Source organism: Micromonospora antibiotica (assembly GCF_017599305.1).
In the GTDB taxonomy this organism is placed as follows: domain Bacteria; phylum Actinomycetota; class Actinomycetes; order Mycobacteriales; family Micromonosporaceae; genus Micromonospora; species Micromonospora antibiotica.
Window position 1 is genome coordinate 70,920 of sequence record NZ_JAGFWR010000016.1, and the last position, 13,593, is coordinate 84,512.

10 protein-coding genes are annotated in these 13,593 nt (G+C 72.9%); 5 read left to right on the forward strand and 5 right to left on the reverse strand.

Annotation, left to right across the window (positions count from 1 at the left end):
• Positions 1-197: 197 nt before the first annotated feature.
• The 3 genes from JQN83_RS22950 to JQN83_RS22960 form a co-directional block, all read right to left on the reverse strand.
• On the reverse strand, positions 198-1,055 hold the full coding sequence (locus tag JQN83_RS22950; RefSeq protein WP_208569217.1) for a hypothetical protein: 858 nt from the start codon (positions 1,053-1,055) through the stop codon (positions 198-200).
• 192 nt (positions 1,056-1,247) lie between these two features.
• Positions 1,248-2,909, reverse strand: a complete 1,662-nt coding sequence (locus tag JQN83_RS22955; RefSeq protein WP_372444108.1) for a CocE/NonD family hydrolase — start codon at positions 2,907-2,909, stop codon at positions 1,248-1,250.
• Between the two features lie 5 nt (positions 2,910-2,914).
• On the reverse strand, positions 2,915-3,430 hold the full coding sequence (locus tag JQN83_RS22960; protein ID WP_208569267.1) for a MarR family winged helix-turn-helix transcriptional regulator: 516 nt from the start codon (positions 3,428-3,430) through the stop codon (positions 2,915-2,917).
• Between the two features lie 146 nt (positions 3,431-3,576).
• On the opposite strand from JQN83_RS22960, the gene JQN83_RS22965 reads away from it, so the two are divergent.
• The 3 genes from JQN83_RS22965 to JQN83_RS22975 all read left to right on the forward strand — a co-directional run bounded on the left by JQN83_RS22965 (position 3,577) and on the right by JQN83_RS22975 (position 9,412).
• The gene (locus JQN83_RS22965) at positions 3,577-5,697 is read left to right on the forward strand and encodes an MMPL family transporter (RefSeq protein ID WP_208569218.1); all 2,121 of its coding nucleotides are present in this window, start codon (positions 3,577-3,579) and stop codon (positions 5,695-5,697) included.
• A gap of 710 nt (positions 5,698-6,407) precedes the next feature.
• On the forward strand, positions 6,408-8,276 hold the full coding sequence (gene typA / locus JQN83_RS22970; RefSeq protein WP_208569219.1) for a translational GTPase TypA: 1,869 nt from the start codon (positions 6,408-6,410) through the stop codon (positions 8,274-8,276).
• Between the two features lie 290 nt (positions 8,277-8,566).
• Entirely contained in the window at positions 8,567-9,412 is an 846-nt protein-coding gene (locus JQN83_RS22975; RefSeq protein ID WP_208569220.1) for a serine hydrolase, read from the forward strand.
• Positions 9,413-9,475: 63 nt separating this feature from the next.
• Here the strand turns inward: JQN83_RS22975 and JQN83_RS22980 are convergent, their stop codons facing one another.
• Positions 9,476-10,273: a tyrosine-protein phosphatase gene (locus tag JQN83_RS22980; protein ID WP_208569221.1), complete on the reverse strand. Its 798-nt coding sequence runs from the start codon at positions 10,271-10,273 to the stop codon at positions 9,476-9,478.
• A 43-nt stretch (positions 10,274-10,316) separates the two neighbouring features.
• On the opposite strand from JQN83_RS22980, the gene JQN83_RS22985 reads away from it, so the two are divergent.
• Together JQN83_RS22985 and JQN83_RS22990 are read left to right on the forward strand one after the other, a co-directional pair.
• On the forward strand, positions 10,317-11,414 hold the full coding sequence (locus JQN83_RS22985) for a mandelate racemase/muconate lactonizing enzyme family protein (RefSeq protein ID WP_208569222.1): 1,098 nt from the start codon (positions 10,317-10,319) through the stop codon (positions 11,412-11,414).
• 60 nt (positions 11,415-11,474) lie between these two features.
• Positions 11,475-12,383: a C40 family peptidase gene (locus tag JQN83_RS22990; RefSeq protein ID WP_208569223.1), complete on the forward strand. Its 909-nt coding sequence runs from the start codon at positions 11,475-11,477 to the stop codon at positions 12,381-12,383.
• A 64-nt stretch (positions 12,384-12,447) separates the two neighbouring features.
• Here the strand turns inward: JQN83_RS22990 and JQN83_RS22995 are convergent, their stop codons facing one another.
• Positions 12,448-13,446, reverse strand: a complete 999-nt coding sequence (locus JQN83_RS22995; protein WP_208569224.1) for a TerC family protein — start codon at positions 13,444-13,446, stop codon at positions 12,448-12,450.
• Positions 13,447-13,593 lie beyond the last annotated feature (147 nt).

Below are 13,593 nucleotides of genomic sequence, written 5' to 3' on the forward strand. Positions count from 1 at the left end.
CCTCCGCGGGACACACCCACAGCGTGATCCCCGGCCCGGGACGCACCCACAGCGCGTGCCTCGGGCCCCGGACGAACCCCCGATCGGCGGGCCGCGACGGCCGCTGCCCGCCCACCTCGACCAGAGGACGACCACCGGGCGACCGTGGCACCCCTTCCGCAGGAGGCGTAGCGGAAGGGGTGCCACGGGGTCTGCGGTCAGGCGACCAGCCGCTTGGCCAGCTCGTCGGCGACCTGCTTGGCGATGGTGGGCGGGATCGCGGCGGCGATCTTCTCCGGGGTGAGCCCGGCCAGGACGCCGGTGACGATCGCCTGTTCGTCGGTGAAGTCCTTGTTGGCCAGTACGGTCAGCGCGGTCTGCAACGAGGCCAGCTGCGCGCCGAGCGACTTCAGGCTCGGGTGCGGGACGACGAAGTCCGGGTTGGTGTGGTCCTCACCCATCGCCATCCGGGTGTAGATCTGACCTACCGGGTTCCGGCCGTCCAGGATGGTCAGGTTCTTGTGGACGGTCTCCAGCCAGGCGTGCTCTTCGGGTGTCATGTCGGGTCCTTCCAGTAGTCCGATGCCGGTCAGGTAGCGCCGGAACAGCGGGGTCTGGTCCCGTCCGGCCTTGGTCGAGTCGCGGAAGAAGCTGAAGTGGGTGTGCCACAGGTGCGAGTCGTCGCCGGAGTTGCGCTTGCCGAGCCGGTCCCAGCGCCGCACGACCTTGCCGTCGGGCGAGTAGATGATCTCCCGCAGGTCGCGGCTGTCCGCCGTGTTCGCCCGGCACTGGGCGACGCACCACTCGGAGAACGTCCGCAGGTCGTGGGTGACGCCGCCGGACCGGACGCTGAACGTGCCCACGTCCAACCCTGAGGCGTAGAGGGTGAGGCCGGCGGAGTCCCGGGGAGACTCGACCACCGAGTAGTCGTTGGGGACCACCCGGTCGGAGCCGCAGTGGTAGCCGCCCCGGTGGGCCGGATCGCCGACGATCCCCACCGATGCCGGGTCGAGGCTCTTGATGGTGTCGAGCAGGAGCCGGCGGACCGCCAGCAGATTGGCCGGAGCCGTCGTCATGACGTCCCCCTTTCCGCAGCCGGAACCAGGGGTGCCGACTGCTTCGGCGTCAGGCCAGGGCCGGGGACCGTCGTGACTCCGCGTAGGCAGCGCCCGCTGGGAGAACGGAACCGACCGCTGGTGCACGTCATCGGGCGTTATGGGAGACGGTATCCACACATGCCGGAAAATCCCAGCTCAAGGGGCTTGTCTTCAGATAGGTCGAAGCTGGGAGTTGACTGGGACCGTGGGCAGCACCAGCCGCGACGGATGCGATGGATCATGCAGGATCTGCCGCAGCCCTGCGCGGAGCGTGATGGCCGTCCCGAGTGGTTCGCCGGTGCCGGGATTGCGCGCGTAGCGGGGATGGGCACCGCCCGAGACCTGCACCCGCAGCCGGTGCCCGACGGCGAAGCGGTGCGCCACCGGCCACAGTGCCACCGGCACCCGGGTCACCCCGTCCGGGTCGACCGGGAACCGGCCGGGGGCCACCCGGACCAGACCGTCGGCGACGTTCCAGGACCGGCCGCGCCGGTCCACGTCGCAGAGCCGCACGAAGACGTCCAGGTACGACAGTTCGCTGCGGACGTGGATCTCCGCGTGGACCGGGCCGACCACCTCGACCGGGTCGGTCAACACCGCACCGGTGTAGACCAGCACGTCGGGGCGGGCCTCGACGGGACGGTTGTCGACCGGGCCGGCCCGCTGGGCGACCAGCAGCGGGCCACCCAGCGACGGGGTGGGGTCGGCGGGGTCGTACCGGATGGTGTCGGGGGCCGATTCGGCCGGTGGCTGCGGGGCGAGCCGGCCCCCGGCGTGCAGGTGCCACGGGGTCGCGGTGGCCGGCGGCGGCCAGTCGGGAAGGTCACGCCAGCCTCCGCCGTCCCCGCCGACGTGCACCCGCACCGGGGCGCGCGGCGGCGCGGGTCGGCCGTGCAGGTGGGCGTCGAGCCAGCCCAGCCCCTCCCGCAGCGACTCCGCCAGCAGGCCGGGGCTGCCGTGCGTCCACGGGCCGACGGTGAGCCGGGTGGGCACGCCCGCCGCCCGCAGCGCGGCGTGGTCGGCGAGCTGGGCGGGGAGGAAGATGTCCTGCCAGCCGCTGACCATCGCCACCGGGGCGCGCACCTCGGCGATCCGCGCGCCGAAGACCCGGGTCCGCCAGTAGTCGGCGTCCGGGGTGTGGTGGTGCAGCCACTCCTGGAAGAACGGCACGGTCACCCCGGTCGCCACCCGGTCGGCCTCGGCCAGTGGCAGGTGGGCCAGGGCGGCGGCCAGCCGGGGCTGCCCGCGCTTGAGCTCCCACTGCCGGGCCAGCCACGGTACGGTCTGCGCCTGGAGCAGCTCGGCCCAGGTCAGCACGGTGTCCAGGGCGAAGGACTCCCCCGGGTACGTCGAGTCGCGGGTGGCCGAGGCGGTGACCACCGCGACCATCGCGGCCAGCTCCTCCCTCGCGTCGGCGGCCAGCGCCCACTGGACGAAACCCTGGTAGCTGGCCCCGAACATGCCGAACCGGCCGGTGTACCAGGGTTGCCGACGCAACCAGTCGACGGTGTCGAGCCCGTCGTCGCGCTCGTGCACCAGCGGGTCGAACAGCCCGTCGGAGCCGTCGGTGCCCCGGCAGGACTGGATCACCAGGTGGAAACCGCGACCGGCGACCAGCCGACCGAGCAGCCGCATCGGCCCGCCCCGCCCGTACGGCGTGCGGATCAGCACGGTCGGCGCACCGGGCAGCCGGGGGGCGTAGTGGTCGGTGCGCAGCCGCGCCCCGTCGCGGGCCCGGACCACGACGCCCCGGGTGACGTCGACCCGGTGGGTGGGCGCGGCCGGCAGCCGCAGCGCGGCGGCGGCGAGTCGGGCGAGCGAACGGTCCAGCACGACGGTCAGTCCACCGGGCGGCGGGACGGCTCGGCGCGGGCGGCCCGCATGGCGTCGCGGTGCTCCCGCATGGAGGCGACCATGGTGGTCATGAACCGCTGCACGACCGCCAGCTCGTCGTCGGTGAACCGGGCCATCACCTCGTCGGTACGCCGCCCGAGCGGGCCGAAGAAGCTCATTGCCAGGGCGGCCCCCTGGTCGGCGTAGTGCAGGAACACCTTGCGCCGGTCGGCGGTGTCGCGGTCGCGGCGGATGTGCCCGGCGCGTTCCAGCCGGTCGATCAGCGCGGTCACCGACCCGGAGGAGAGATTCAGCTGTTCACCCAGCCGGCCGGGGGTGATCGGGTCGCCGAGCAGCTCGGCGTCCATCACGGCGATCAGGGCGTGCAGGTCGGTCGGGTTGAGCCCGTGCAGGCCGGCGAAGGCGTGCCCGATGTGCTGCGCGTCCACCGAGTAACGCCGCAGGTCGTTGGTGATGTCGGCCACCATCCGCCCGCGCGGATCGTCCCGCCGCCGATACATCTCGTGCGCTGCCACGCCCGCCGTCGCCCCCTGTCGATGCGCCCGGTTGCAGCATAGAACAGCTACCGATAATCTCGTCCATCAAGATACTCGAAGGGCGGGCTATCTCCCCGTCCGGCGTCCCCCACCGACCAAGAGGGCATCCGATGTCTCTGTTCACCCGCGTCGCCCGCAGCCGGCTCGCCGCCTGGCTCACCGTGGTCGCCGCGATCGTCGTCGGCGCGATCGTCTTCGGCCTGCCCAAGCCCGACAACCCCGCCCCCGTCTCGACCACCGGCCTGTCCGTGCAGTGGCAGTCGACCCAGGTGGAACGCCTCCAGGAACAGCTGCCGCAACGCGACGTCCAACCGGCCATCGTCGTGGTCAGCCGGGACGACGGCGCGGCCCTGACCGACGCCGACCGGGCCGCCGTCACCGGACGCGCAGGCGCGCTGGGCCGGCTCGCCGTCGGCGGTCAGGTCAGCCCACCCCAGGTCTCCCCGGACGGCACCGTCGCGCTGCTCGCCGTCCCGCTGGACACCGCCGGCGGCCAGCAGGCCGTCGCCGACGAGGTGGCCCAGGTACGCGACGCCCTCACCGGCCTCCCCGACGGGATCACCGTCGCGGTCACCGGGGCACCCGCCTTCACCGCCGACCTGACCAAGGTCTTCGAAGGCGCCGACATCACCCTGCTCGCGGTCACCGCCGGCGTCGTCGCCCTGCTGCTGCTGATCACCTACCGCAGCCCGTTCCTGTGGATCGTGCCGCTGATCGTCGTCGCCGCCACCGAACAGCTCACCCTGCGGGCCGTCGACACCATCGTCCCGGCCGTCGGCATCAACCTCCAGGAGGGCGCGGTCACCGGCATCGCCAGCGTGCTGGTCTTCGGCGCCGCCACCGACTACGCCCTGCTGCTCATCGCCCGCTACCGCGAGGAACTGCGCCGCCACGAGGACCGGTTCGCCGCCATGCGCGCCGCCGTACGCCGTACCGCCGAACCGATCCTGGCCAGCGGCGGCACCGTCGTGCTCGGCGTACTCACCCTGCTGCTCTCCGAGCAGGAGACCAACCGCGCGCTCGCCGTGGCCTGCGCCACCGGGGTCGTGTTCGCCATGCTCTCGGCGCTGTTCGTGCTGCCCGCCGTGCTGGTCATCTTCGGCCGGGGACTGTTCTGGCCGTTCGTGCCGAAGGTCGGCGGCCCGGCCCGGGAGGGCAAGCTGTGGGGCCGGCTCGGCGCGGCCGTGGTCCGCCGCCCGGTGCCCGTCGCCGCGCTCGCCACCCTACTGCTCGCCGGCCTCGCCCTCGGCGGCCTCGGCATCCGCACCGGCCTGTCCGAAACCGAACAGTTCCGGGTCGAGCCGGAGGCGGTCGCCGGAGCCCAGACCCTGGCCCGCGCCTTCCCCGCCGGCACCACCCAGCCGGTGGCCGTCCTCACCAACCCGGCCGCCGCCCCGGCGGTCACCCGGGTCGCCGCCGCCGTGCCCGGTGTCGCCTCCGCCCGGCCCGGCCCGGCCGGCGGCAACGTGGCCCAGGTCGACGTGGTGCTGACCGACGAACCGGGCACCCCGGCATCCGACCGGGCCGTCGAGGCGCTGCGCGACGCCGTCGCCGCCGTACCCGACTCCGCCCCACCGGCCGTCGAGGGCGTCGACCCGCCCGACGGCGCGCTCGTCGGGGGCACCGTCGCCGCGACGTACGACTCCGACGAGGCCAACACCCGCGACCTGTGGCTGATCCTGCCGATCATCCTGGTGCTCGTCCTCGCCGTGCTGGTGCTGCTGCTGCGCGGCCTGCTCGCCCCGCTGCTGCTGGTGCTCACCGTGATCGCGTCCTTCTTCGCCAGCCTCGGCGCGGCCTGGCTGCTCTTCGACCACGTGCTGGGCTTCCCCGCGCTGGACAGCGGGGTACTCCTGCTGGCCTTCGTGTTCCTCGTCGCGCTCGGCGTGGACTACAACATCTTCCTGGTCACCCGGGCCCGGGAGGACGCCCGTCTCACCGGTACCCGGGACGGGATGCTGTCCGCCCTGCGGGTCACCGGCGGGGTGATCACCAGCGCGGGCATCCTGCTCGCCGCGGTCTTCGCCGTCCTGGGCGTGCTGCCGCTGATCCTGCTGACCCAGATCGGGATCATCGTGTGCCTCGGTGTGCTGCTCGACACACTGCTGGTGCGTACGGTGCTGGTGCCGGCCCTGGCGTTCGTGCTCGGCGACCGCTTCTGGTGGCCGGGCCGCATCCACCGGGACACCCCCGACTCGGCCATCACCCCCGAGCCAGCCGCCCACCCCTGACCCAGCCGCCCCCGCCACGGACGGCACCACCCCACGAGACTGAACCGACCTCCACCCTCCGCCCACCCCGCATTTCCAGCCATCTCCCACCCCAGCTCCCTCGCTACCGACCCTCACCCCACCTCCCACCGGCCCCTCGCTCCCGGCCCCTCGCACCACCTCCGTCCCCGCTCCGGGCGCCCGCGAGCAAGATCGCGCTCGATCCTGGTTGTAGTTGCCTCCGCAGCTTCGAACACCACTACAACCTTGTTCGAGGGCGAACACGGGCGGCGGGCGCGGACGGGCCGGGACGCGGCGGACAGCGGACGCGGGCACGAGCGGCGGGGTGGGCGAGCGCGGGCGACGGGCGACGGGCGACGAACACGGCCGGCGGGACGGGTGGGCGGAGGTGCGGGAATGTGGTGCCGGTCACGGCCGGCCCGGTCAGCGGGAGCAGTGCCGAGACGGGCCTTCCCGGGCCCGCGTACGCTAGGAGACCGACCAGTAGGGTCGACTCCCCCCGGCACCGACACCGACGATCACTGTGGCCTCGTCCGCCGTGACCGTCGCGACCGGGTGCCCGACCGGCCCACCGGGGCCGGCAGGATGCCGGTGGGAGCGGCAGACCCGCAGCTGGCACGGCCGCAACAGCAGTTCCGGCCGAGTTCCGGGCGGCGTCGGGGGTGACCCCGACACCTGACCCGGCAACCGCAGACAGGAGTATGGAGGGTATGCAGCTTCGCACCGACCTCCGCAATGTCGCCATCATCGCCCACGTCGACCACGGCAAAACGACCCTGGTCGACGCCATGTTGCGGCAGGCCGGCGCCTATGGGGCCCGTGGTGAGAACACCGAGCGCGTCATGGACTCGATGGATCTCGAACGGGAAAAGGGCATCACCATCCTGGCCAAGAACACCGGCGTGCGCTACCTGCCGGCGGACGGCTCCGACCCGGTCACCATCAACATCATCGACACCCCCGGCCACGCCGACTTCGGCGGTGAGGTCGAGCGCGGCCTGACCATGGTCGACGGGGTGGTGCTGCTGGTCGACGCCAGTGAGGGCCCGCTGCCGCAGACCCGGTTCGTGCTCCGCAAGGCGCTCAAGGCCCGGATGCCGATCATCCTGGTGATCAACAAGGTGGACCGGCCCGACGCCCGGATCAAGGAGGTCGTGGACGACACCTACGAGCTCTTCCTCGACCTGGACGCCGACGAGGAGCAGATCGACTTCCCGATCGTCTACGCCTGCGCCCGCGACGGCATCGCCTCGCTGACCCAGCCCGCCGACGGCTCGGTGCCCGGCGACAGCACCAGCCTGGAGCCGCTGTTCCGGACCCTGCTCGACACCATCCCGCCGCCCTCCTACGACGAGGGTGCCCCGTTGCAGGCGCACGTCACCAACCTGGACGCCTCGCCGTTCCTCGGTCGGTTGGCGCTGTGCCGGGTGCGTCAGGGCACCATCAGCAAGGGCCAGACGGTGGCCTGGTGCCGCACCGACGGCAACACCCAACGCGTCCGCATCTCCGAGATGCTGATGACCGAGGGCATGGAGCGTAAGCCCGCCGACTCGGCCGGGCCGGGCGACATCATCGCCGTCGCCGGCATCCCCGAGATCATGATCGGTGAGACCCTGGCCGACGCGGAGAACCCGATCCCGCTGCCGCTGATCACCGTGGACGAGCCGGCCATCTCGATGACCATCGGCACCAACACCTCACCGCTGGTCGGTCGGGTCAAGGGCGCCAAGGTCACCGCCCGGATGGTCAAGGACCGGCTCGACAAGGAGCTGGTCGGCAACGTGTCACTGCGGATCCTGCCCACCGAGCGGCCGGACGCCTGGGAGGTGCAGGGCCGTGGCGAGCTGGCCCTGGCGATCCTGGTCGAGCAGATGCGCCGGGAGTCCTACGAGCTGACCGTCGGCAAGCCGCAGGTGGTCACCAAGGAGATCGACGGCAAGACCTGCGAGCCGGTCGAGCGGTTGACCATCGACGCGCCGGAGGAGTACCTGGGCGCGATCACCCAGCTCCTGGCCACCCGCAAGGGCCGGATGGAGCAGCTGGTCAACCACGGCACCGGCTGGATCCGGATGGAGTGGCTGGTGCCGGCGCGGGGCCTGATCGGCTTCCGCACCGAGTTCCTCACCGACACCCGGGGCACCGGCATCCTGCACCACGTCTTCGAGTCGTACGAGCCGTGGTTCGGTGAGCTGCGCACCCGCAACAACGGGTCGCTGGTGGCCGACCGCTCCGGTGTGGTCACCCCGTTCGCGATGATCAACCTCCAGGAGCGCGGCCAGCTCTTCGTCGAGCCCACCACCGAGGTGTACGAGGGCATGATCGTCGGGGAGAACTCCCGTTCCGACGACATGGACGTCAACATCACCAAGGAGAAGAAGCTCACCAACATGCGGGCCTCGACGTCCGACGAGACCGAGAAGCTGATCCCCCCGCGCAAGCTCTCCCTGGAGCAGGCGCTGGAGTTCTGCCGCGAGGACGAGTGCGTCGAGGTGACCCCGGTCGCCGTACGCATCCGCAAGGTGGTGCTGGACCAGACCCAGCGGGGCCGGATGGCCGCCCGCCGCAAGCACGCCGGCTGAACCACCCCGCAGCACCCCGGAGCCCCGGTCCGCCACGCGCGGCCCGGGGCTCCGCCCTGCCCGACCGGGAGCCGACCGACGGGACGGGAGACCGGGGCCGAACCGGCCGCCCGGAGTGCGGCGGCGGGATGGCGCGGGTAGGGCGGGCTCGACCGTCGGGCCGCCCGGGAGTAAGGCGGACGGGGTGGGCGGGCTCGACCGTCGGGCCGCCCGGACGACGGGGGCCGTGCCCACCGGTCGCCTCGCCTCGGCGGCCCCCGTGCCCGCAGGCGGTCCGCTACCGTCACGGCATGACCTGGGATGACCTCGACGCCCGGCTGGACCGGGTGCCCGGCACCGTCTCGGCGTACGTGGGTCGGCTCGACGCACCGGCCACCTGGACCCGTACCCCCGACGCCACCCACTACGCGGCCAGCACCATGAAGGTCGCGGTGCTGCTGGCGCTGCACCGGGCCGCCGAGGCGGGCACCCTCGACCTGGACGTCCCGGTGCCGGTGGTCGACGAGTTCGACTCGGCCCAGCCGGGGGCGCCCCGGTTCTCCTGCGCCCGCCACTACGACAACGACGACGCGGTCTGGGAGCGGTTGGGCGGGCAGGCCACCCCGCGTTGGCTGGCCGACCGGATGATCACCCGGTCCAGCAACCTCGCCACCAACCTGATCATCGACCGGGTCGGGCTGCCCGCCGTCGCCCAGGCGTGGCAGCTCGCCGGGGCCCGGCACAGCGTCACCGGTCGGGGCATCGAGGACGCCGCCGCCCGGGAGGCCGGCATCACCAACCTGGTCACCCCGGCCGACCTGGCGGCGCTGCTCGGCGGGCTGGCCACCGGTGCCGAACACCCCGGACCGCTGGCCTCCCCGGCCGCCTGCGCCGCCATGCTGGACGTGCTGCTGGCCCAGCGGCACCGGGAGGATCTCGCCGCCGGGCTGCCCGACGGCACCCGGATCGCCCACAAGAACGGCTGGGTACGCGGGGTACGGCACGGTGCCGGCGTGGTCCTGCCCGACGACGCCCCGGCGTACGTGATCGCCGTCTGCACCACCACCGACCTGGCCGCCTCCCCCGACGACGCCTGCCGACTGGTCGCGGAGATCTCGGCAACGGCCTGGGCGGCCCGACACGACCTGGCCGGCTGACCCGCAACGGTCCGCCCGCCACGATCGGCTGACCGGCCCGGCTGGGCCCAGGTCAGCCCGGTGTCACTCCAGCAGGTGCGCCCGCAGGGCGACGCGGACCTCGGCGGTCACCCCCAACCCGTCCACCAGGTACGCGTCGAACGACCCGAACATCCGGCGCACCTCGTCGTAGCCCGCGTCCAGGTACTCGGGGCGGACCTCCAGCACCGCCTGCGCCGTCTCCGGGTCCAGCTCCGGCCGGCGACGCAGCATCGCCGCCGACATGGTCGCCCGCGACTCCACCGTCAGGTCGTTGTGCCGCAGGTAGTCGGCCCGCACCGTCGCCTCGTCGACGCCGAGTGCGGTGAGCAGCACCACCGCCAGCCACCCGGTGCGGTCCTTGCCGGCCGAGCAGTGGAACAGCAACGGCAGGTGGGCCGGATCGGCCGCCAGCCGCACCGCGTGGGCGAAGCCCTCCCGGGCCACCGCGCCGCTGACGAACCAGCGGTAGACCTCCGCCATCGCCGCCGCCGCACCCCGCCGGGCCAGCTCGTCGTACCCGGTGAGGTCGTGACCGTGCAGCACCGCCGACAGGTAGGTGAACCCGGGGTGCGCCGGGTCGAGCACCGGCAACCGGACCAGACGGGGGTCACCGACCAGCCGGTTCGGCGGGGCGAGCGCGGTCTCCGAGTCGTCGCGCAGGTCCACCACGCAGGCCGGGGCGAGCCGGCCCAGCACCGTCAGGTCGGCCTCGGTCAACCGCCCCAGCGCCGGGGTCCGGATCAGCCGGCCCACGCGTACCCGCCGCCCGTCCGTGGTGGGTAGTCCGCCCAGGTCACGGGCGTTCGGTGCGCCCACCAGCTGCCAGTCCCGCACGCTCATCGGCCTCCCCTTCCGGCGACATGGTGCGTATAGGGTGCCGCACATGACGATCGCCGCGGTACGCACCCACCGGCTGTCCGCGCCGCTGCACACCCCGTTCGTCACCGCGCTGCGCCGGACCACCACGGTGCAGACCCTGGTGGTGGAGGTGACCGACGACGACGGTCGGTCCGGTTACGGGGAGGCACCGCAGGTGTGGCAGGTCACCGGGGCTTCGGTGGCCGGCGCGGAGGCGTGCGTGCGGGACGTGCTCGCCCCGGCGGTGGTCGGCCGGGACGCCGACGACGTGCTGGCCCGCTGCGCCGAGATGGCGGCGACGGTGGCCGGCAACGAGGCGGCCCGCTGCGCGCTGGACGTGGCCCTGCACGACCTGGCGGCACGGCGGCTCGGCGTACCACTGGTGCGGTTGCTCGGCGGCACGGCGCTGCGGGTGCCGACGGACGTCACGCTGGCGGCCGGGGACGGCGCGGAACTGGCCAGGGCGGCCCGGCAACGGCAGGGCGAGGGCTTCGACGTGCTCAAGCTGAAGGTCGGCACGGATGCGGCCGGCGACCTGGCACGGGTCCGGGCGGTCCGGGCGGCCGTCGGCCCGGGGGTGCGGATCCGGTTGGACGCCAACCAGGGTTGGACGCCGCGCGAGGCGGTCCGGGTGATCCGGGGCGTCGAGGACGCCGGGCTCGACGTGGAGTTGGTCGAGCAGCCGGTCGCCCGGTGGGACCTGGACGGCATGGCCTGGGTCGGCGACCGGGTGGGCGTGCCGATCCTGGCCGACGAGGCGGTGTTCGGGGTACGGGACCTGGTCGAGGTGATCCGCCGGCGGGCCGCCGACCTGGTCAACGTCAAGCTCGCCAAGTGCGGTGGGCTGCGACCGGCGCGGACCCTGCTGGAACTGGCCCGCGCGCACGGCATGGGCACCCTGGTCGGGTCCATGATGGAGAGCCAGGTCGGTGTCGGGGCGGCGGCCAGCCTGGCCGCCGCGTACACGACCAGTGCCGTGTCCGACCTGGACGCCGCCTGGTGGCTGGCCCGGTCACCGGTGCGCGGGGGGCTGCGGTACGAGGGCGCCACGGTGGTGCTGCCGGACGCCCCGGGGCTCGGCATCACCTCGGTGACCGAAACAAAAGTTCACCACCAGAGTTGATGACCGCATTTTTCTTACCTATCGTCCGGTGAGGCACCGACACGTGAGCCGGAGGTCGACGTGGAGTTGGAGCCGGGCTGCGAGGCCCTCGTACAGGTGGCCGTCGCCACCCTCTGGACCGACCCCGGCGCGACCCGCCCGGTCGACCGGCCGGCCCTGTCGGTGCCGTCCGACACCGACGGCTGGATCACCGGGATGGACGCCACCCAACGGGTCGGCGACTGCGTGCTCAGCCAACTGCTGCTCGGCGAGCGGGTCCTGGTGACCGCGCTGCGCCCCGGCGGCTGGGCCGAGGTGGTCGCGGTGCAACAGGCCGCCCCCCGACGTGACCCGCGCGGCTATCCCGGCTGGCTGCCCACCGCGCAACTCACCCCCGCCACCCCCGACCCGGACCCGCCCGGTCCGTTGGTCGTCGACGCCGTCAGCACCGGCCTGCGCGCCACCCCCGACGGCCCGGTGACCCTGCCCGGGGTCGTCCTCGGCACCCGGCTCCTGCCCGTGGGCCCCGCCGTGGACGGGTGGCGACCGGTCCGGGCACCCGGTCGACCCGATCCCCTGTGGGTGCCCGAGGTGGACGTCACCGACCTGCCCACCGTCGCGCCGACGGCCGACGAGGTGCTCACCGTCGCCGCCCGGCTGCGCGACGTCGCGTACGTCTGGGGTGGGCTCTCCGGGCACGGGATCGACTGTTCCGGCCTGGTCCACCTGGTCTGGCGGCGGTTCGGCGTGACGCTGCCCCGCGATGCCGACGACCAGGCGGCGGCCACCACCCCGGTGCCGGCCGGCGAGGAACTCCCGGGCGACCTCTACTTCTTCGCCCGCCCCGGACGCCGGGTCCACCACGTCGGCCTGGTGACCGACGGCAGCGGACCACGGATGCTGCACGCCTGCTACCGGCAGCGGCGGGTGCTGGCGGAGCCGCTGCCGCCCGACCGGGTCGCCACCCTGGTCGGCGCGCACCGGGTCTGACCCGGGGTTCGAACCGGCGATGGGCGTCACCGACGTGCGGTGACGCCCATCGTGGTCACGACGGTCAGCGGCGGGCCTCGACCAGCTCGCGGCGACGGTCCCGGGACGACTTGACCAGGCTCGCCACCGTCGCCACGGCGAGGCAGCCGAGGATGACGGTCAACGACAACCAGATCGGGATGTGCGGGGCCCAGCCGATCGGCTCACCACCGTTGAGGAACGGCAGGTTGTTGTCGGCCAGCGCCTCGAGCACCAGTTTGACGCCGATGAAGCCGAGCACCACCGCCAGGCCGTAGCTCAGGTAGATCAGCCGGTCGAGCAGCCCACCGACCAGGAAGTAGAGCTGTCGCAGGCCCATCAGCGCGAAGACGTTCGCGGTGAAGACCAGGTAGGGCTCCTGGGTGATCCCGAAGATCGCCGGGATCGAGTCCAGCGCGAAGATCAGGTCGGTGGTGCCGATCGCGATCATCACCACCAGCATCGGGGTGAACAACCGCCGGCCGGCCTGGTGGGTGGTGAGCTTCGCCCCGTCGTAGTCCCGTGAGATCGGCAGCGCCTTGCGGCTCCACCGGATCAGCACGTTCTCCTTGAACTCGTCCTCCTCCGGCTCACCCTGGCGGGCCAGGTTGACCGCCGTGTAGATCAGGAACGCGCCGAAGATGTAGAACACCCAGGAGAACTGGGCGAGCAGCGCCGCTCCGGCGGCGATGAAGCCACCCCGCATGACCAGCGCCAGCACGATGCCGACGAGCAGCACCTTCTGCTGGTATTTCCGGGGCACCCCGAAGCGGGCCATGATGATCACGAAGACGAAGAGGTTGTCCACCGAGAGGCTGTACTCGGTCAACCAACCGGTGTAGAACTGGCCGGCCACGTTGCCGCCCGCGGTGACCCACAGCCCTGCCCCGAAGAGCAGCGCCAGGCCGACGTAGAAGCTGACCCAGAGGCTCGACTCGCGGACGCTGGGCTCGTGCGGCCGGCGACCGATGATGAAGAGGTCGACGAGGAGCACAGCCGTCAGTGCGACGAGAGTTCCCGCCCACACCATTCCGGACACGTTCAATCCATTCCTCCGGCAGACACGCGGCGTCGGGCACACCGTACGCCGCGTGACGGCGGGGTGGGCGACGACGCACACACTGGTGACTGACGGAGGTCTCTTCCGCCGGTGACCCGCGAACGGGACGCCGACCGGCGGAGCCGGGTCGAT